Below are 18,118 nucleotides of genomic sequence, written 5' to 3'. Positions count from 1 at the left end.
ACTCACTGCACAAGGTCATTGCAGCGGTTCTTTCAGCGCGGCGGGAATCGGCAGCGGCATCACTTCGATGCCTTCTTCAACCAAGGAGCGCGCATCCTCGGGCGTCGTGACGCCGCGAATGCTGCGTGCCGGCGCCTCGTTATAATGGATGCGCCGCGCTTCCTCGGCGAAGCGCTCGCCCACGTTCTCGGTCTTCTCCAGCACCTCGCGCAGCGCCCGCATCGCCCGGGCCTGCAGCGCGCGCGGATCGGCCGGCTGCGGCTGCGCCTGCGTCGCGCCCGAAAGGTTCAGACGCGGCGCCGACGGCATCCGGTTGATGTCGGTCGTCCCGCACACCGGACATTCGACCAGCTTGCGAGACAACTGCGCTTCGAATTCATCGGCGGAAGCGAACCAGCCTTCGAACCGATGACCGTGCGGACACTGTAAATCGAGGACCTTCATGCTGAATCAGGGCGTGTGACGAGTGTAGCGCAAATCGCGCTTTTTTGAACGACCGTGCTAAACCGGCTTCGCGCGGCCCGGCGGCCGGCGCGTCACGCGATTGTAACGCCGTGTCCGGCTCGCCGCCGACGCCCGCTCAGGGGTTCTGCAGCGCGCCGAGCGGCCAGTTGCCGGACAGCACCTTCTCGAGCCACATCGTGCCGATGATCGTCTTCACGTCGGAGATCTGGCCGGTGCGCACCCATTCGAGCAGGTCGGGCAGCGTCGCCGTGAAGGTTTCGAGGAATTCGCCTTCGTCGAGCTTGCGCTCGCCGGCCGTGAGCCCGCGCGCGAGGTACAGGTCGATGAACTCGGTCGAATAGGAAATGATCGGGTGAATGCGCGTCAGGAACACGTACTCGCGAGCCGTGTAGCCGGTTTCCTCGCGCAGTTCGCGCACCGCGCACGCGAGCGCGCCTTCGTTCGGATCGAGCTTGCCGGCCGGGAATTCGGCCATGACCTTGCCGATCGGATAGCGGTACTGGCTTTCCATCAGCACGCGGCCGTCGTCGAACAACGGGATCACCATCACCGCGCCCGGATGCTGGACGTACTCGCGCGTCGCCTGCTTGCCGTCAGGCAGACGCACCGTATCGCGCTTGAGCTTGAGGAATGCGCCGTCGAAAATCGCCTCGCTGTCGAGGCAGGTTTCGGTGAGTGCGGCGTCGTGATTGGGTAGTTCGGCCATCGGCGGGCTCCGGGGAAATGAGCACGCGACGGCCGCAGCCGTCAGCGTCGTTTGACGAGATACTGAAACGTGAAGCCGGGAAACGCGAACACGATGAACAGGCTGAACGTGATCGCGTAAAACTGCCAGCCCTGTTCGAAGCGGTTGCCGGCGCGCGATTCGAGCCAGAAGCCGAGCGCGCCGACCACGAAGTACAGCACGATCAGCTCGCCGATCCGAATCCACGCACTCTTCTTCGCCGCGCCGATCGGCACCGCGGCGAACAGGCGTTGATTCAGGAACGGCAGGTTGGCGCACAGGAGCGCCAACAGCACGATGAACCAGCCGGCTGCCGACATTACAGCGGCAGCGTTTGCAGCGTGTGACGAATCGCCTGCAGGCAAGCCGTCAGCAGCGGGCTCGGAACCAGGCCGAGCGCAACGACCGCAAGGCCGTTGACCACCAGGATCGTGCGCTTGCAGAAGTCGCCCGTGATCGGCGACGCGTCCTGCGGTGCATCGAAGTACATCAGCTTCACGATGCGCAGGTAGTAGAACGCGCCGAACAGCGACGTGATCACCGCGAGCACCGCGAGCCACGTGAGGCCGGCGTTGACCGTGGCCTCGAGCACCGCGAGCTTCGCGTAGAAGCCGACGGTCGGCGGGATGCCGGCCAGCGAGAACATCATGACCATCATCACGAACGCGAACACCGGGCTGCGCTTGTTGAGGCCCTTGAAGTCGTCGATCGTTTCGGCTTCGAAATCGCGGCGTGCGAGCAGCATCACCACGCCGAACGAGCCGAGCGTCGTGATCAGGTAGACGATCGCGTAGAACATCGCCGAGCTGTATGCGTTCGCCGGTGCGGCCGCGTCGCCCTTCACGATGCCGGCCAGCAGGCCGAGCAGCACGAAGCCCATGTTCGAGATCGCCGAGTAAGCGAGCATCCGCTTGATGTTGCGCTGGACGATACCGGTGATGTTACCGACGATCAGCGACAGCGCGGCGAGGATCACGAGCGCGGTCTGCCAGTTCTGCGCGAGCGGCAGCAGGCCCATCACCAGGAAGCGCAGGCCCCACGCGAACGCGGCAACCTTCGGACCGCCGCCGACGAACAGCGTCATCGCGGTCGGTGCGCCCTGATAGACGTCCGGCACCCACATGTGGAACGGCACGGCGCCGAGCTTGAACGCGATACCGGCGACGATGAAGATCACGCCGAACATCAGCACGGCCGCGTCGGTGTTGCCGCTGACCGCCTTGTACACTTCGCCGAGCTCGAGCGAGCCGGTCGCGCCGTAGAGCATCGAGATGCCGTACAGCACGAAGCCCGATGCGAGCGCGCCCAGCACGTAGTACTTCATCGCGGCTTCGCTCGACTGCGCGGCGTCGCGGCGCAGCGCGATCACGGCATACAGCGACAGCGACATCAGTTCGAGGCCGAGGTACAGCGTCAGGAAGTTGTTGCCCGACACCATCACCAGCTGACCGAGCAGCGAGAACATGCCCAGCAGGAACACGTCGCCGCGGAACATGTCGCGGTCTTCGAGGTACTTGCGCGAGTAGACGAGCGTGACCGCGAAGCCGAACGATACGACGGCCTTCATCATGCTCGCGAACGAGTCGACGACGACCATCCGCGAGAAGAAGTAGTACTGATGCGGATCGAGCGCCTGCACGGCAAACCAGACGCCGGCGACGACCGACGCCACCACCGCGATCAGATAGGTCAGGCGGCGGCCGGCGGCACCGGTAAAGGTGTCGTTCAGCCACGCGACGATGATGGCGGCCATCACCAGCGCGTCAGGCAACAGGACATTCATAGGTGCGTTCATGATCTTGAGTTCCTCCGCTCGCGCTTACTGGGCCAGCGGCAGCTTCGACTGCGCGACATGGGAGAGGAGGTTTTCCACGGAAACGTGCATCACGTCGGTGAAGGGCTTCGGATACAGGCCCATCAGCAGCGTGAACGCGGCGAGCACGGCCAGCATCACGAATTCGCGACGGCCGATGTCCGTCAGCTTCGCGACGTGGTCGTTCGCGACGGCGCCGAAATACACGCGCTTGTACATCCACAACGTGTAGGCAGCGCCGAGGATCAGCGTGAATGCCGCACCGAAGCCGATCCAGAAGTTGTACTGGACGGCCGCGAGAATCACCATGAACTCGCCGACGAAACCCGACGTGCCCGGCAGGCCGCAGTTGGCCATCGAGAACAGCATCGCGAATGCGGCGAACTTCGGCATCACGTTCACGACGCCGCCGTAATCGGCGATCTGGCGCGAGTGCAGGCGGTCGTACAGCACGCCGATGCTCAGGAACATCGCGCCCGACACGAAGCCGTGCGAGATCATCTGGACGATCGCGCCTTCGACGCCGAGCTGGTTGAAGATGAAGAAGCCGAGCGTCACGAAGCCCATGTGCGCGATCGACGAATACGCGACCAGCTTCTTCATATCGGCCTGCACCATCGCGACGAGGCCGATGTAGATCACCGCGATCAACGACAGCGTGATCACGACCGGCGCCAGGAAGTGACTCGCGTCAGGCGTGATCGGCAGCGAGAAGCGCAGGAAACCGTATGCGCCGAGCTTCAGCATGATCGCGGCCAGCACGACCGAGCCGCCCGTCGGCGCTTCCACGTGCGCGTCCGGCAGCCACGTGTGCACCGGCCACATCGGCACCTTCACCGCGAACGCGAGGAAGAAGGCGATGAACAGCATGATCTGCGGCGTCATCGCGATCTTGGCGTTCTGCCACGTCGCGAGATCGAACGAATGCGTCTGCGTGTACAGGTAGATCAGCGCGACCAGCATCAGCAGCGAGCCGGCCAGCGTGTACAGGAAGAACTTGAACGCCGCGTACACGCGGTTCGGGCCGCCCCACACGCCGATGATGATGTACATCGGGATCAGCGTGGCCTCGAAGAACACGTAGAACAGCAGGCCGTCGGCCGCCGAGAACACGCCGATCATGATCCCGGACAGGATCAGGAAGGCCGCCAGGTACTGCGCGACGTTCTCGGTGATCACCTCCCACGCGGCGATCACGACGATCACCGTGATCAGCGCGGTCAGCACGACGAACCACATCGAGATGCCGTCGACGCCGAGGTGGTACGAGATGTTGAAGCGTTCGATCCAGGTCGATTGCTCGACGAACTGCAGCGCGGCCGTGCTCGAATCGAAGCCGGTGATCAGCGGCAGCGTGACCGCGAGGCCCAGCAGCGAGCCGATCAGCGCGAGCCAGCGGGCCGCCCCCGGGTTTTTGTCGTTACCGACCGCGAGCACGAGGAGGCCGAAAACGATCGGCAGCCAGATCGCGGTACTGAGAATCGGAAAAGCGTGCATTAGTTGTCCCCCCGCCTTATTTGCCGCCGAGCGTTACAAACAGGGTCAGGAGCCCCAGCATGCCGATGATCATGGCGAACGCGTAGTGATAGATGTAACCGGATTGGAGGAAGCGGATCACGCCGGCGAACCAGCCGATGAACCGGGCGCTGCCGTTGACGAGACCGTCGATCACGACGACGTCGCCCTCCTTCCACAGGCCGCGGCCGATCGCCACCGAACCGCGGGCGAACACCACTTCGTTGATCTTGTCCATGTAGTACTTGTTGTCCAGCAGCGTGTAGATCGGACCGAACGCGCGGCGGATCGACGCCGGCAGATCCGGACGCTTCAGGTACAGGAACCACGCGACGACGACACCGGCAAGCGCCAGCCACACCGGCAGACCCGACACCGAGTGCAGGCCCATGCCGACCCAGCCGTGGAACTCTTCGGCCATCTCGGCGAGTGCCGGATGGTTCTGGCCGATGAAGATCACCTTGTCGAACGCGACGCCGTGCTGGAAGAAGTCGCCGTACAGCATCGGACCGATCGCGATCGCACCGATGATCAGCGACGGGATCGCCAGCAGCACCAGCGGCACCCACACGACCCACGGGGTCTCGTGCGGCTCGTGCGCATGGTCGTCATGACCGTGGCCATGGCCGTGATCGTCGTGACCGTGTGCGGCCGCCATGCCCATCGGCGATTCCGGATGCTTCGGCTTGCGGAAGCGCTCTTCGCCGTGGAACACCAGGAAGTACATGCGGAACGAGTACAGCGCGGTGACGAACACGCTGGCGACGACCGCGAAGTAAGCGAAGCCCGAACCCGGCAGATGCGACAGCTTCACCGCGTCGATGATCGAGTCCTTCGAGTAGAAGCCCGAGAAGAACGGCGTGCCGATCAGCGCGAGCGAACCGACGAGCGACGTGATCCACGTGATCGGCATGTACTTGCGCAGGCCGCCCATGTTGCGCATGTCCTGGTCGTGGTGCATGCCCATGATCACCGAACCGGCGCCGAGGAACAGCAGCGCCTTGAAGAACGCGTGCGTCATCAGGTGGAACACGGCGACCGGGTAAGCGGACACGCCGAGCGCGACGGTCATGTAGCCGAGCTGCGACAGCGTCGAATACGCGACGACGCGCTTGATGTCGTTCTGGACGATCCCGAGGAAGCCCATGAACAGCGCCGTGATCGCGCCGATCACCGTGATGAACGACAGCGCGGTATCCGACAGCTCGAACAACGGCGACATGCGCGACACCATGAAGATGCCGGCGGTCACCATCGTCGCCGCGTGAATCAGTGCGGAGATCGGCGTCGGGCCTTCCATCGAGTCGGGCAGCCACACGTGCAGCGGGAACTGCGCCGACTTACCCATCGCGCCGATGAACAGGCAGATACAGGCGACGGTCAGCAGGCCCCAGTCGGTGCCCGGGAAGTGCAGGCTCGCGAGTTCCGCGCGCTTCGCGAACACTTCGCCGTAGTTCATCGAGCCCGCGAACGCGAGCAGCAGGCCGATGCCCAGCAGGAAGCCGAAGTCGCCCACGCGGTTCACGAGGAACGCCTTCATGTTCGCGTAGATCGCGCTCTCACGCGTGAAGTAGAAGCCGATCAGCAGGTACGACACCAGACCCACCGCTTCCCAGCCGAAGAACAGCTGCAGGAAGTTGTTGCTCATCACGAGCATCAGCATCGAGAACGTGAACAGCGAGATGTACGAGAAGAAGCGCTGGTAGCCGTCCTCTTCCGACATGTAGCCGATCGTGTACACGTGCACCATCAGCGAGACGAAGGTGACGACCACCATCATCATCGCGGTCAGCGAATCGACGAGGAAGCCGACCTCGAGTTTCAGCGAGCCGACGTTCATCCATTCATAGACGGTCGCGTTGAAGCTCGCGCCGCCCATCACGTCGAAGAAGACTTTCGCCGACAGGAGGAACGCGATCAATACGCCGAGGATCGTGATCCGATGTGCGCCCTTGCGCCCCACTGCGTTCCCGAACAGCCCCGCAATCAGCGAGCCGGCCAGCGGAGCGAGCGGAATCGCCAGCAGCAGGTTTTCATTGAGTGTCGTTGACATAACAGCGTTGCCTGAAATTAACCTTTGAGCTGATCGAGATCCTCGACATTGATCGTGTCGAGCTTACGGAACAGGGTCACCAGAATCGCGAGGCCGATCGCGGCTTCCGCTGCGGCGACCGTCAGCACGAAGAACACGAAGATCTGGCCGTGTACGTCGCCGAGATAGTGCGAGAACGCGACGAAGTTGGTGTTGACGGCCAGCAGCATCAGTTCGATCGCCATCAGGATGATGATGATGTTGCGGCGGTTCAGGAAAATCCCGACGATCGACATCGCAAACAGGATCGCGCCGAGCACGAGGTAATGGGCAAGAGTCAGCATGGTATGGGTTTCCTCCGCTTAGCCGTTGGTGCTCGTACCGGCTTCGCTCTGCGCCGTTGCCGGCTGCGGCTTGTCCGCTTCCATCTTCACGAGGCGCACGCGATCGTTGCGGCGCACCTTGACCTGATCCGACACGCGCTGGCGCTTGCTGTCCTTGCCGTGACGCGCGGTCAGCCCGATCGCGGCGATGATCGCCACCAGCAGCACCAGGCCGGCGATTTCGAACGCGAAGATGTAGTCGGTGTAGATCACCTTGCCGATCAGGCGCGTGTTCGACCAGTCGGCCATCGCGCCGGTCGCCATCGCGTGGACCGTGTGCGTGTCGCCGTAGCCGCGCCACAGGATCAGCGCGGTCTCGACCACGATGATCGCGCCGACGACGGTGGCCATCGGCACGAACTTCTTGAAGTCGCGCCGCAGGAAGTCGATGTTGATGTCGAGCATCATCACGACGAACAGGAACAGCACCATCACGGCGCCCACGTAGACCAGCACCAGCAGGATCGCGAGGAACTCCGCTTCCAGCAGCATCCAGATCGCGGCGGCGTTGAAGAACGCCAGCACAAGGAAAAGCGCAGACGCCACCGGGTTGCGCGAAGTGATCACCTTCAGCCCTGATACCACCAGGAGCAGCGCGAAGATGTAGAACAGTACGGTCGTGAATTCCATGATTACCGGTTCATCGTTAGGCCATAGTCAGGCGCGGCTTGCGGGACGCTCTCGCGTGCCGCACCCGTCGCGGCGGCACGGCCCGTCGATGCCGGGCCGGCACTGCAAACACAATCAACGATACGGCGCGTCGGCAGCCTTCGCCGCGGCGATGTCCTTCTCGTAGCGATCGCCCACCGCGAGCAGCATTTCCTTCGTGAAATACAGGTCGCCGCGCTTTTCGCCGTGGTACTCGAGAATCTGCGTCTCGACGATCGAATCGACCGGGCAGCTTTCTTCGCAGAAACCGCAGAAGATGCACTTCGTCAGGTCGATGTCGTAGCGCGTCGTGCGGCGCGTGTTGTCCGCACGCGTTTCCGATTCGATCGTGATCGCCATCGCGGGGCACACGGCCTCGCACAGCTTGCACGCGATGCAGCGCTCTTCGCCGTTCTCGTAGCGGCGCAGCGCGTGCAGCCCGCGGAAACGCGGCGAGATCGGGGTCTTTTCTTCCGGGAACTGCACCGTGAACTTGCGCCGGAACGTGTAGCGACCGGTCAGCGCGAGCCCCTTCAGCAGCTCCGTCAGGAAGAAGGTCTTAAAGAAGTGTTGGATTGCCGTCATGATTTCGTCCGATCTTTACTTCACCCAGATGTTCAGCGGCGACATCATCCAGAAGCCGACCACGACCACCCAGATCACCGTGACGGGCAGGAACACCTTCCAGCCCAGGCGCATGATCTGGTCGTAACGGTAGCGCGGGAACGTCGCACGCACCCAGATGAACACCGACAGCAGCGCGAATACCTTCAGCACCAGCCAGAAGATGCCCGGAATGAACGACAGGAATTCGAACGGCGCGTCCCAGCCGCCGAGGAACAGCGTCGCCGCCAGCGCCGAGATCACGATCATGTTGATGTACTCGGCGAGGAAGAACAGCGCGAACGCCATACCCGAGTAATCGATCATGTGACCCGCGACGATTTCCGACTCGCCTTCCACCACGTCGAACGGGTGACGGTTCGTTTCGGCGATGCCGGACACGAAGTAGACGACGAACGCCGGCAGCAGCGGCAGCCAGTTCCACGACAGGAAGTTCACGCCGTGGCCGGCGAAGAAGCCGTGCTGCTGCGAGCCGACGATTTCCGACAGGTTCAGGCTGCCGGCCGTCATCAGCACGAGCACCAGCGCGAAGCCCATCGAGATTTCGTACGAGACCATCTGCGCAGCGGCGCGCATCGCGCCGAGGAACGCGTACTTCGAGTTCGACGCCCAGCCGGCGAGAATCACCGCATACACGCCGATCGACGAGATCGCCATCGCGTACAGCAGGCCGGCGTTCACGTTCGCGAGCACCGCCTGGGCCTGGAATGGGATCACCGCCCACACCGCGAACGCGGGCACGACCGTCATGACCGGCGCGACCAGGTACAGCCAGCGGCTCGCTGCGCTCGGCTGAATCACTTCCTTCAGCAGCAGCTTCAGCACGTCGGCGATCGGCTGCAGCAGACCGGCGGGGCCGACGCGGTTCGGCCCGAGACGCACGTGCATCCAGCCGATCAGCTTGCGTTCCCACAGAATCAGGTACGCGACGCACAGCAGGATCACGACGGCGACGACGAGGATGCGCACGAGCGCCCACACCGTCGGCCACGCGACGCCGAGAAGCTGGGCTCCGCCCGCGTTGATCGTATCGAACAAGCTCATTTACGCCTTCTCCACCACCAGTTCACCGAACAGGCTGCCGAGCGCTGCGCCGGCAGGCGTCGCCGCCGACACGCGAACGACCGTCTCCGCAAGATTCGCGTCGCGCACGGCCGGCAACTGCACCGCACGCTCGCCTTGACGCACGCGCACCGCGTCGCCTTCCTTCAAGCCCAGCTTGTCGAACAGCCCGGCCGGCAGGCCGACGGTGTTCGCGGCCTTCGCGGCGGCCGTCAGGTGCAGCGCACCTGCGCGGCGCACGAGTGCGTCGGCGTGATAGATCGGCACGTCGGCGAGGCGCTCGAAGCCGCCGTTCGCGGCGCTGGCTGCGACACGTGCCGGCGCGACCGACGTGCGGTTCGACAGGCGGCTTGCGACACCTGCGTCGCCGAGCGCGGCGAGACGTACTTCTTCGGCCGTCTCGTATTCGAAGTTCGGCAGGCCGAGCAGGCTGCCCAGCACGCGCAGCACCTTCCAGCCGGGGCGCGTGTCGCCGAGTGCGCGCACGACGCCGTTGAAGCTCTGCACCGTGCCTTCGGCGTTCACGTACGTGCCGGCCGTTTCGGTGAACGGCGCGATCGGCAGCAGCACGTCGGCGTAATCGACGCCGTGCTTGAACGGCGACATCACGACGACCATTTCCGCCTGGTTCAGCGCGGCAAGCGCCTGCGCCGGATCGGCGGTGTCGAATTCCGGTTCGACGTTCAGCAGCACGTAGCCCTTGCGCGGCTGCGCGAACGCTTCGCGAGCGTTCAGGCCGCCTTCGCCCGGCAGTGCGCCGACCACGTGCGCGCCGACCGTGTTCGCCGCTTCCGTCAGGAAGCCGAGCGTCGCGCCGGTGTTCTCGGCGATCCACTGTGCGAGCGCGTGCAGCTGCGCGAATTGCGGGTGACGCACGGCGACGTTGCCGAGCAGCACCGCGCGGCGTTCGCCGTTGGCGAGCGATTGCGCGACGGCCTGGGCGGCCGCCGACGCCGTGACGCCGGCGAGCGCATCGGGCAGCGCGACGCCGCGCAGTTGCGCGACCGCCGCGGCGATGCCGGCCAGTTCGTCGAGCCATGCCGACGGTGCGGCGACGATGCGCTGCGCGGTCGGGATCAGCGAGTCGTCGCCGGTTGCGTTCAGGAAGTGCAGCTTCGCGCCGTTCTTCGCGGCCTGACGCAGGCGTGCGGCGAACAGCGGGTGGTCGCGGCGCAGCAACGAGCCGACGACCAATGCGGCACCGAGGTTCGACAGATCGGCGATCGGCATGCCGAGCCACGGCGCACCGGCGACCGGCGCCGAGAAATCCTGCTGGCGCAAACGGAAGTCGACGTTCGGCGTCTTCAGTTCATTGGCGAGCTGCTTCACGAGGAACAGCTCTTCGGCCGTGCTGTGCGCGCTCGCGAGCATCGCCAGCGCGTTCGCGCCGTGATCCGCGGCGATGCCCTTCAGGCCCTTCGCGACATATTCGAGTGCGGTCTGCCAGTCGGTTTCGATCCACTGGCCGCCCTGCTTCAGCATCGGCTTCGTCAGGCGCTCGGTGCTGTTGAGCGCTTCATACGAGAAGCGGTCCTTGTCCGAGATCCAGCATTCGTTGATCGTTTCGTTCTCGAACGGCAGCACGCGCATCACGCGGTTGTTCTTCACCTGCACGACGAGGTTCGCGCCGACGGAATCGTGCGGGCTCACCGACTTGCGGCGCGACAGTTCCCAGGTCCGGGCGCTGTAGCGGAACGGCTTGCTGGTCAGCGCGCCGACCGGGCACAGGTCGATCATGTTGCCTGACAGCTCGGAGTCGACCGTCTTGCCGACGAACGTCGTGATTTCCGAGTGCTCGCCGCGGCCCAGCATGCCGAACTCCATCACGCCGGCGATTTCCTGGCCGAAGCGGACGCAGCGCGTGCAGTGGATGCAGCGCGACATTTCTTCCATCGAGATCAGCGGGCCCACGTTCTTGTGGAACACCACGCGCTTTTCTTCCGAATAGCGCGACGACGACTTGCCGTAGCCGACCGCCAGATCCTGCAGCTGGCATTCGCCGCCCTGATCGCAGATCGGGCAGTCGAGCGGGTGGTTGATGAGGAGGAATTCCATCACCGACTGCTGCGCCTTCACGGCCTTGTCGGATTGCGTGTGCACGACCATGCCGGCCGACACGGGCGTCGCGCAGGCAGGCACGGCCTTCGGCATCTTCTCGACTTCGACGAGGCACATCCGGCAGTTGGCCGCAACCGACAGTTTCTTGTGATAGCAGAAGTGAGGAATGTACGTATCCGCCTTGTGCGCAGCCTGGATCACCATGCTGCCTTCGGGCACCTCGACCTTCTTGCCGTCTATTTCAAGTTCAACCATGATGGTGAATGGTCCTTAACCTATTTCCGCCCGTTCGCGCGTTCGCCCGACCGTGCGCTCAAATTCCGCAACCGGTACTTCGCTTCAGGCTGCCGCCGCGTGTGTGTGGCCGCCGACCATGCAGTGCTTGTGCTCGACGTGGTACGCGAATTCGTCCCAGTAGTGCTTGAGCATCCCGCGAACCGGCATCGCCGCCGCGTCGCCGAGCGCGCAGATCGTACGGCCCATGATGTTCTCCGCCACCGAGTTCAGCAGGTCCAGGTCTTCCTGGCGGCCCTCGCCGTGCTCGATGCGGTTCACGACGCGATACAGCCAGCCGGTGCCTTCGCGGCACGGCGTGCACTGGCCGCACGATTCCTCGTAATAGAAGTACGACAGGCGCAGCAGCGAACGCACCATGCAGCGCGTCTCGTCCATCACGATCACCGCGCCGGAGCCGAGCATCGAGCCCGCCTTCGCGATCGAGTCGTAGTCGAGATCCGTCTGCATCATGATGTCGCCCGGAATCACCGGCGCCGACGAGCCGCCCGGAATCACGGCCTTGATCTTCTTGCCGCCGCGCATCCCGCCGGCGAGCTCCATCAGCGTCGCGAACGGCGTGCCGAGCGGCACTTCGTAGTTGCCCGGACGCTCGACGTCGCCCGACACCGAGAAGATCTTCGTGCCGCCGTTGTTCGGCTTGCCGATCTCGAGGTAATTCTGCGGCCCGATGGACAGCAGGAACGGCACCGCGGCGAACGTCTCGGTGTTGTTGATCGTGGTCGGCTTGCCGTACACGCCGAAGCTCGCCGGGAACGGCGGCTTGAAGCGCGGCTGGCCCTTCTTGCCTTCGAGCGATTCGAGCAGCGCCGTTTCCTCGCCGCAGATGTACGCGCCGTAACCGTGGTGCGCGTGCAGCTGGAACGAGAATTCCGAGCCCATGATGTTGTCGCCGAGGAAGCCGGCGGCGCGCGCCTCGTCCAGGGCAGCCTCGAAGCGTCGATAGACTTCGAAGATTTCGCCGTGGATGTAGTTGTAGCCGACGGTGATGCCCATCGCGTATGCGCCGATGGCCATCCCTTCGATCAGTGCGTGCGGGTTCCAGCGCAGGATGTCGCGATCCTTGAACGTGCCCGGTTCGCCTTCGTCCGAGTTGCAGACGAGGTACTTCTGCCCCGGGAACTGGCGCGGCATGAAGCTCCATTTGAGGCCGGTCGGGAAGCCCGCACCGCCACGGCCGCGCAGGCCCGACGCCTTCACGTCGGCGATCACCTGCTCCGGCGGAATCTTCTCTTCGAGAATGCGACGCAGCTGCTTGTAGCCGCCGCGCGCGACGTAATCTTCGAGATGCCAGTTCTCGCCGTTAAGGCCTGCGAGGATCAGCGGTTTGATGTGACGGTCGTGAAGGGACGTCATTTCGAAAGCTCCTCAAGCAGCTGGTCGATCTTCTCGCGGCTCATGAAGCTGCACATTCTGTGATTGTTCACCAGCAGCACCGGCGCATCGCCGCACGAGCCCATGCATTCGCCTTCTTTCAGCGTGAACTTGCCGTCAGGCGTGGTCTCGCCGAAGCCGATGCCCAGCTTCTGTTTCAGGTAGTCGGCCGTCGCCTCGGCGCCGCCGTGCGGGCCAAGCTGACACGGCAGGTTCGTACAGAGCGTGATCTTGTGCTTGCCGACCGGTTTGAGCTCGTACATCGTGTAGAACGTCGCGACTTCCTGCACGGCAACGGCCGGCATGCCGAGATAGTCCGCGACGAACTGCATCAGTTCGGGCGACAGCCAGCCGTGCTCTTCCTGAGCGACGGCCAACGCCGACATCACGGCGGACTGTTTCTGATCGGCGGGATACTTCGTCAACGCTCGATCGATTTCTTTCAGGCCTTCAGCTGAGATCATTTTCAGACACGACTCTTTCAATTCCTACCGAACGAACAACCTGCCGCACTGCTGTGCACGGACGGCAGACCTGGCGCTCACTGTTGACAGCTTGCGAAGCCGCGCCGGTTCAGCGCATGCAGCATCAGACTTCGCGTGTGACTTACTGCTCGCCGCCCGCTCGCGCGGGCGGCGCAACCATTAGCGATCGATCTCGCCGAACACGATGTCCTGCGTACCGATGATCGTGACGGCGTCGGCAATCATGTGGCCGCGCGCCATTTCGTCGAGCGACGCGAGATGCGCGAAGCCCGGTGCGCGGATCTTGAGGCGATACGGCTTGTTGGCACCGTCCGACACGAGATAGATGCCGAACTCGCCCTTCGGATGCTCGACTGCCGCGTACGCTTCGCCTTCCGGCACGTGAAAACCTTCGGTGAAGAGCTTGAAGTGGTGAATCAAGTCTTCCATGTTGGTCTTCATGCCGACGCGCGACGGCGGCGCAACCTTGTGATTGTCGGTCATCACCGGCCCCTGATTCTTGCGGAGCCACTCAATACACTGTTTCGCGATACGGACCGACTGACGCATTTCTTCGACACGCACCAGATAGCGGTCGTAGCAATCGCCGTTCACGCCGACCGGCACGTCGAAATCCATGCGATCGTACACTTCGTACGGTTGCTTCTTGCGCAGGTCCCACGCGATCCCCGAGCCGCGCAGCATCGGGCCGGTGAGGCCCATCTGCAACGCACGTTCCGGGCTCACGACGCCGATCCCGACCAGACGCTGTTTCCAGATCCGGTTGTCGGTCAGCAGCGTTTCGTATTCGTCGATGCACTTCGGGAAGCGCGTGAAGAAGTCGTCGATGAAATCGAGCACCGAGCCGCTGCGCGCTTCGTTCATCTTCGCGAGCGCCTTCTCGTTGCGGATCTTCGACGCCTTGAATTGCGGCATCGCATCCGGCAGGTCGCGATAGACACCGCCCGGACGGTAATACGCCGCGTGCATCCGTGCGCCGGACACCGCTTCGTACACGTCCATCAGGTCTTCGCGCTCGCGGAACGCGTACAGGAACACGGCCATTGCGCCGACGTCGAGCGCGTGCGCGCCGATCCACATCAGGTGGTTCAGCACGCGCGTGATCTCGTCGAACAGCACGCGGATGTACTGCGCGCGCTCCGGCACGTCGATGCCGAGCAGACGCTCGATCGCGAGCACATAGCCGTGCTCGTTGACCATCATCGACACGTAGTCGAGACGGTCCATGTACGGCACGGACTGGATGAAGGTCTTGTTTTCCGCGAGCTTTTCGGTCGCGCGGTGCAGCAGGCCGATGTGCGGATCGGCACGCTGGATGACTTCGCCGTCGAGCTCGAGCACGAGGCGCAGCACGCCGTGCGCTGCCGGGTGCTGCGGGCCGAAGTTGAGCGTGTAGTTCTTGATTTCTGCCATGACGCCCCCTTAATGTTTCAGACCGCCATAGCGATCCTCGCGGATCACGCGCGGCGTGATTTCGCGCGGCTCGATCGTCACCGGCTGGTAGACGACCCGCTTCTCTTCCGGGTCGTAGCGCATTTCGACGTAGCCCGACACCGGGAAGTCCTTGCGGAACGGGTGGCCGATGAAGCCGTAGTCGGTGAGGAGGCGGCGCAGGTCGGGGTGCCCTTCGAACACGAGGCCGTACAGGTCGAACGCTTCGCGCTCGTACCAGTTCGAGGAAGACCAGGTGTCGACGAGCGACGGCACGATCGGCAGATCGTCGTCCGGCGCGAACACGCGCAGGCGCAGGCGCCAGTTGTTCGTGACCGACAGCAGCTGCGACACGGCCGCAAAACGCGGGCCGTCGTACGCGCCGTCGCCGTAGGTCTGGTAGTCGATGCCGCAGAGGTCGATCAACTGCTCGAAACGGAGCTTCGGATCGTCGCGCAGCGTCTTTGCGACTTCGAGGTAATCGCTCGCCTTCACGACGAGCGTCAGTTCACCGATCGCTTCGGTGAGGCTCACCACGCGCGCGCCGAGCGCGGCTTCGAGGTTTGCCTTGAGAGTCTCGATTTTGCTTGCCATATTGAGGGGACGCTCGGGGCTTTATTGACGGGCGATGGTATTGGTGCGGCGGATCTTCGCCTGCAACTGGATCACGCCATAGACCAGCGCCTCGGCCGTGGGCGGGCAGCCCGGCACGTAGACGTCGACGGGCACGATCCGGTCGCAGCCGCGCACCACCGAGTACGAGTAGTGGTAGTAACCGCCACCGTTCGCGCACGATCCCATCGAGATCACCCAGCGCGGCTCGGCCATCTGGTCGTACACGCGGCGCAGTGCCGGCGCCATCTTGTTGCAGAGCGTGCCGGCGACGATCATCACGTCGGACTGGCGCGGACTCGGGCGGAACACGACCCCGAACCGGTCCAGGTCGTAGCGCGCCGCGCCCGCATGCATCATTTCGACGGCGCAACACGCGAGCCCGAACGTCATCGGCCACAACGAGCCGGTGCGCGTCCAGTTGATCAGCTTGTCAGCCGTCGTGGTGACAAACCCTTCCTTCAAGACCCCTTCGATACTCATTTGCTTTCCACTCCAGACGAGCGACCCAGCGTGGTCGCCCATGCAAACCGGCGATTAAACCCATCACTCCCAGTCGAGCCCGCCTTTCTTCCAGATATAGGCAAAGCCCAGCAGGAATTCGAGCAGAAAAATCATCATTGCGCTGAAACCCGGCCAGCCGATGTCCCGGAGCGCGACGCCCCACGGAAACAGGAATGCGGTTTCGAGATCGAAGATGATGAACAGGATGGCGACGAGGTAGTACCGGACGTCGAACTTCATCCGGGCGTCTTCAAAGGCTTCAAAGCCGCACTCGTACGGTGCGTTCTTGTCGACGTCCGGCTTGTTGGGCCCAAGGAGCTTGCCGATACTGACCAGCGCTATACCTAAACCAGTGCCCACGAGGAGGAACAACAAGACGGGGTAATAGGCTGCGAGGTTCAAGGCAATCCTCTATCGGTTGGTTCTGAGCGTCCGGAGAATACCACTTCCGGCGGAAGGAATCATTTCGGAGTACGCGCGATTCCAAGACAATCGCAAGACACACCCCACAAATGAAAAATGCCAGCCACTAGAAGCGGCTGGCATTGAGTAACTTTGGTGCCGACGGCGAGACTCGAACTCGCACAGCTTTCGCCACTACCCCCTCAAGATAGCGTGTCTACCAATTTCACCACGTCGGCACTGCATGCAACTCGGGTCGTACTGCACGTTTCCCGCGAATCGCTTCAAGAATTAAATTGTAACCCGAGTTCCCGGTTTGTTCAACGCACAACGGCAAAAATTTTAACTTTTTATTTCGGCACGTCCTGGCCCGGGGCGCTTGCCGCCGACGCGGCGGAACCCGCTGCGGCAGAGGCTGCGACGACCGGCGCCGAGGCCGCCGGCGCAGATGCCGGCGCGGTCGCGGTCGCGCCCAGTACGCCTGCCGACGGCGTCGCCTTGTACGAACCGAGGTACGTCAATGCGAGCGTCGCGATGAAGAAAACCGTAGCCAGCACGGCCGTCGTGCGCGACAGGAAGTTCGCCGAGCCGGTCGCGCCGAACAGGCTGCCCGACGCGCCGCTGCCGAATGCGGCGCCCATGTCGGCACCCTTGCCGTGCTGCAGCAGCACGAGCCCGATCACGCCCAGCGCGGACAGCACCTGCACCACAATAATCAGCGTTTTGAATAACAGCATCACACCCACCCGGTTGGATCTGGCGACCGGACCACCCGGCCGCCATCATGGTTCAATTCGATCGCGGACCGCTCAACGCGCAGCCCGGCAGATCGCCAGAAAATCTTCAGCCTTCAGCGACGCGCCGCCGATCAGGCCGCCGTCGATGTCCGGCTGCGCGAACAGTTCTTCCGCGTTGTCCGGCTTGACGCTGCCGCCGTACAGCACCGACACGTGCGCCGCACCCTTCGCCGCGAGACGCGCACGCAGGAACGCGTGAACGTCCTGCGCCTGCGCCGACGTCGCGCTCTTGCCGGTGCCGATCGCCCAGACCGGCTCGTACGCGACGACGATGCGCGCCGCCTCGTCGGCCGTCAGCACGGCAAGCACGGCGTCGAGCTGCGCACCGACGACCCGCTCGGTCGTGCCCGCTTCGCGCTCGTCGAGCGTTTCGCCGACGCACACGACCGGCGTGAGGCCCGCCGCGAGCGCGCGCTGCGCCTTCGCGGCGACGGTCTCGTTGCGCTCGCCGTGATACGCGCGACGCTCCGAGTGACCGACGATCGCATACTGCGCGCCGAATTCCGCGACCATCGCGGCCGCCACTTCGCCGGTGTACGCGCCCTGCTCGTGCGCCGACACGTCCTGTGCGCCGAACGCCACCCGGCTGCCGCCGAGCACCGCCTGAACCTGCGCGAGATAGGGGAACGGCACGCATACGCCGATCGACGTGCCGGCCGCCACTGCGTCCGCGCCCTGCACCACTTCGTTCAGCAGCGCCTGGTTGCCGGCCAGCCGGCCGTGCATCTTCCAGTTGCCGATCACTCGCTTTGTTCGTTGTTTCGACATCGTGTCCGTCTCGTCACTATCTTGTCATTAACGTGCCGAAAAACCGGCCGTCAGGTGGATTCTGGCGAAGTAAACCCGCGATTTTACTGCGCCCGGCTTGAACCGGTCAAACCGCCGATGTCAAGCC

Annotated in this window: 19 protein-coding genes and 1 tRNA gene; all 20 read right to left on the bottom strand. The window is 63.8% G+C overall.

All coding sequences use genetic code 11. The features are described 5' to 3' along the window. Nucleotides 1-15 precede the first annotated feature (15 nt). Complete coding sequence (locus tag AK36_RS18130) at nucleotides 16-444, bottom strand: DUF1178 family protein (protein WP_011885521.1); 429 nt, start codon at nucleotides 442-444, stop codon at nucleotides 16-18. Nucleotides 445-580: 136 nt separating this feature from the next. Further along, nucleotides 581-1,171, bottom strand: a complete 591-nt coding sequence (locus tag AK36_RS18125) for an NUDIX domain-containing protein (RefSeq protein ID WP_014723354.1) — start codon at nucleotides 1,169-1,171, stop codon at nucleotides 581-583. Nucleotides 1,172-1,212: 41 nt separating this feature from the next. After that, nucleotides 1,213-1,509 (bottom strand): DUF2818 family protein, encoded by a 297-nt coding sequence (locus AK36_RS18120; protein WP_011885523.1) that lies wholly within the window; start codon nucleotides 1,507-1,509, stop codon nucleotides 1,213-1,215. Further along, nucleotides 1,509-2,972, bottom strand: coding sequence for an NADH-quinone oxidoreductase subunit NuoN (nuoN, locus tag AK36_RS18115; protein ID WP_172820461.1), 1,464 nt, complete (start codon nucleotides 2,970-2,972; stop codon nucleotides 1,509-1,511). The genes AK36_RS18120 and nuoN overlap by 1 nt, the downstream gene beginning before the upstream one ends. A 36-nt stretch (nucleotides 2,973-3,008) precedes the next feature. Then, complete coding sequence (locus AK36_RS18110) at nucleotides 3,009-4,499, bottom strand: NADH-quinone oxidoreductase subunit M (RefSeq protein ID WP_011885525.1); 1,491 nt, start codon at nucleotides 4,497-4,499, stop codon at nucleotides 3,009-3,011. 16 nt (nucleotides 4,500-4,515) lie between these two features. Next, nucleotides 4,516-6,570 (bottom strand): NADH-quinone oxidoreductase subunit L, encoded by a 2,055-nt coding sequence (gene nuoL, locus AK36_RS18105; protein ID WP_011885526.1) that lies wholly within the window; start codon nucleotides 6,568-6,570, stop codon nucleotides 4,516-4,518. 17 nt (nucleotides 6,571-6,587) lie between these two features. Continuing rightward, nucleotides 6,588-6,893 (bottom strand): NADH-quinone oxidoreductase subunit NuoK, encoded by a 306-nt coding sequence (nuoK, locus tag AK36_RS18100; RefSeq protein ID WP_011885527.1) that lies wholly within the window; start codon nucleotides 6,891-6,893, stop codon nucleotides 6,588-6,590. Between the two features lie 18 nt (nucleotides 6,894-6,911). Next, the gene (locus tag AK36_RS18095) at nucleotides 6,912-7,562 is read right to left on the bottom strand and encodes an NADH-quinone oxidoreductase subunit J (RefSeq protein WP_011885528.1); all 651 of its coding nucleotides are present in this window, start codon (nucleotides 7,560-7,562) and stop codon (nucleotides 6,912-6,914) included. 114 nt (nucleotides 7,563-7,676) lie between these two features. Next, the gene (nuoI, locus tag AK36_RS18090) at nucleotides 7,677-8,165 is read right to left on the bottom strand and encodes an NADH-quinone oxidoreductase subunit NuoI (protein ID WP_011885529.1); all 489 of its coding nucleotides are present in this window, start codon (nucleotides 8,163-8,165) and stop codon (nucleotides 7,677-7,679) included. A gap of 15 nt (nucleotides 8,166-8,180) precedes the next feature. Beyond that, nucleotides 8,181-9,248 carry an NADH-quinone oxidoreductase subunit NuoH gene (gene nuoH, locus AK36_RS18085; protein ID WP_011885530.1) on the bottom strand — a complete coding sequence of 356 codons (1,068 nt, stop codon included), beginning with the start codon at nucleotides 9,246-9,248 and terminating at the stop codon, nucleotides 8,181-8,183. Next, nucleotides 9,249-11,579: an NADH-quinone oxidoreductase subunit NuoG gene (nuoG, locus tag AK36_RS18080; protein ID WP_045578925.1), complete on the bottom strand. Its 2,331-nt coding sequence runs from the start codon at nucleotides 11,577-11,579 to the stop codon at nucleotides 9,249-9,251. Between the two features lie 84 nt (nucleotides 11,580-11,663). Next, complete coding sequence (gene nuoF / locus AK36_RS18075; protein ID WP_011885532.1) at nucleotides 11,664-12,974, bottom strand: NADH-quinone oxidoreductase subunit NuoF; 1,311 nt, start codon at nucleotides 12,972-12,974, stop codon at nucleotides 11,664-11,666. Continuing rightward, nucleotides 12,971-13,456: an NADH-quinone oxidoreductase subunit NuoE gene (nuoE, locus tag AK36_RS18070; protein ID WP_006478266.1), complete on the bottom strand. Its 486-nt coding sequence runs from the start codon at nucleotides 13,454-13,456 to the stop codon at nucleotides 12,971-12,973. Before nuoE ends, nuoF begins: the two co-directional genes overlap by 4 nt. A gap of 180 nt (nucleotides 13,457-13,636) precedes the next feature. Then, nucleotides 13,637-14,890, bottom strand: a complete 1,254-nt coding sequence (locus AK36_RS18065) for an NADH-quinone oxidoreductase subunit D (RefSeq protein WP_011885533.1) — start codon at nucleotides 14,888-14,890, stop codon at nucleotides 13,637-13,639. 9 nt (nucleotides 14,891-14,899) lie between these two features. Beyond that, the gene (locus tag AK36_RS18060) at nucleotides 14,900-15,502 is read right to left on the bottom strand and encodes an NADH-quinone oxidoreductase subunit C (RefSeq protein ID WP_011885534.1); all 603 of its coding nucleotides are present in this window, start codon (nucleotides 15,500-15,502) and stop codon (nucleotides 14,900-14,902) included. A gap of 21 nt (nucleotides 15,503-15,523) precedes the next feature. Continuing rightward, nucleotides 15,524-16,003, bottom strand: coding sequence for a NuoB/complex I 20 kDa subunit family protein (locus tag AK36_RS18055; protein ID WP_006398799.1), 480 nt, complete (start codon nucleotides 16,001-16,003; stop codon nucleotides 15,524-15,526). A gap of 63 nt (nucleotides 16,004-16,066) precedes the next feature. Beyond that, a complete protein-coding gene (locus tag AK36_RS18050) occupies nucleotides 16,067-16,426 on the bottom strand; it encodes an NADH-quinone oxidoreductase subunit A (RefSeq protein WP_011885535.1) in 360 nt (119 codons plus the stop codon). A gap of 154 nt (nucleotides 16,427-16,580) precedes the next feature. Continuing rightward, nucleotides 16,581-16,665 (bottom strand) — tRNA-Leu (locus AK36_RS18045). Nucleotides 16,666-16,776: 111 nt separating this feature from the next. Beyond that, the gene (gene secG / locus AK36_RS18040) at nucleotides 16,777-17,163 is read right to left on the bottom strand and encodes a preprotein translocase subunit SecG (RefSeq protein ID WP_011885536.1); all 387 of its coding nucleotides are present in this window, start codon (nucleotides 17,161-17,163) and stop codon (nucleotides 16,777-16,779) included. Nucleotides 17,164-17,235: 72 nt separating this feature from the next. Beyond that, nucleotides 17,236-17,991 carry a triose-phosphate isomerase gene (gene tpiA, locus AK36_RS18035; protein ID WP_014723359.1) on the bottom strand — a complete coding sequence of 252 codons (756 nt, stop codon included), beginning with the start codon at nucleotides 17,989-17,991 and terminating at the stop codon, nucleotides 17,236-17,238. Nucleotides 17,992-18,118: the final 127 nt, after the last annotated feature.

This window comes from Burkholderia vietnamiensis LMG 10929 (assembly GCF_000959445.1).
Lineage (GTDB): Bacteria > Pseudomonadota > Gammaproteobacteria > Burkholderiales > Burkholderiaceae > Burkholderia > Burkholderia vietnamiensis.
The sequence above is the reverse complement of the archived record's forward strand: the minus strand, read 5'-3'. Positions and strand labels throughout refer to the sequence as shown.

What these genes read in the sequence shown, in the direction of transcription:
- AK36_RS18130 (WP_011885521.1), bottom strand. Translation starts at nt 444, where the DNA reads ATGAAGGTCCTCGATTTACAGTGTCCGCACGGTCATCGGTTCGAAGGC.
- AK36_RS18125 (WP_014723354.1), bottom strand. Translation starts at nt 1,171, where the DNA reads ATGGCCGAACTACCCAATCACGACGCCGCACTCACCGAAACCTGCCTC.
- AK36_RS18120 (WP_011885523.1), bottom strand. Translation starts at nt 1,509, where the DNA reads ATGTCGGCAGCCGGCTGGTTCATCGTGCTGTTGGCGCTCCTGTGCGCC.
- nuoN (WP_172820461.1), bottom strand. Translation starts at nt 2,972, where the DNA reads ATGAATGTCCTGTTGCCTGACGCGCTGGTGATGGCCGCCATCATCGTC.
- AK36_RS18110 (WP_011885525.1), bottom strand. Translation starts at nt 4,499, where the DNA reads ATGCACGCTTTTCCGATTCTCAGTACCGCGATCTGGCTGCCGATCGTT.
- nuoL (WP_011885526.1), bottom strand. Translation starts at nt 6,570, where the DNA reads ATGTCAACGACACTCAATGAAAACCTGCTGCTGGCGATTCCGCTCGCT.
- nuoK (WP_011885527.1), bottom strand. Translation starts at nt 6,893, where the DNA reads ATGCTGACTCTTGCCCATTACCTCGTGCTCGGCGCGATCCTGTTTGCG.
- AK36_RS18095 (WP_011885528.1), bottom strand. Translation starts at nt 7,562, where the DNA reads ATGGAATTCACGACCGTACTGTTCTACATCTTCGCGCTGCTCCTGGTG.
- nuoI (WP_011885529.1), bottom strand. Translation starts at nt 8,165, where the DNA reads ATGACGGCAATCCAACACTTCTTTAAGACCTTCTTCCTGACGGAGCTG.
- nuoH (WP_011885530.1), bottom strand. Translation starts at nt 9,248, where the DNA reads ATGAGCTTGTTCGATACGATCAACGCGGGCGGAGCCCAGCTTCTCGGC.
- nuoG (WP_045578925.1), bottom strand. Translation starts at nt 11,579, where the DNA reads ATGGTTGAACTTGAAATAGACGGCAAGAAGGTCGAGGTGCCCGAAGGC.
- nuoF (WP_011885532.1), bottom strand. Translation starts at nt 12,974, where the DNA reads ATGACGTCCCTTCACGACCGTCACATCAAACCGCTGATCCTCGCAGGC.
- nuoE (WP_006478266.1), bottom strand. Translation starts at nt 13,456, where the DNA reads ATGATCTCAGCTGAAGGCCTGAAAGAAATCGATCGAGCGTTGACGAAG.
- AK36_RS18065 (WP_011885533.1), bottom strand. Translation starts at nt 14,890, where the DNA reads ATGGCAGAAATCAAGAACTACACGCTCAACTTCGGCCCGCAGCACCCG.
- AK36_RS18060 (WP_011885534.1), bottom strand. Translation starts at nt 15,502, where the DNA reads ATGGCAAGCAAAATCGAGACTCTCAAGGCAAACCTCGAAGCCGCGCTC.
- AK36_RS18055 (WP_006398799.1), bottom strand. Translation starts at nt 16,003, where the DNA reads ATGAGTATCGAAGGGGTCTTGAAGGAAGGGTTTGTCACCACGACGGCT.
- secG (WP_011885536.1), bottom strand. Translation starts at nt 17,163, where the DNA reads ATGCTGTTATTCAAAACGCTGATTATTGTGGTGCAGGTGCTGTCCGCG.
- tpiA (WP_014723359.1), bottom strand. Translation starts at nt 17,991, where the DNA reads ATGTCGAAACAACGAACAAAGCGAGTGATCGGCAACTGGAAGATGCAC.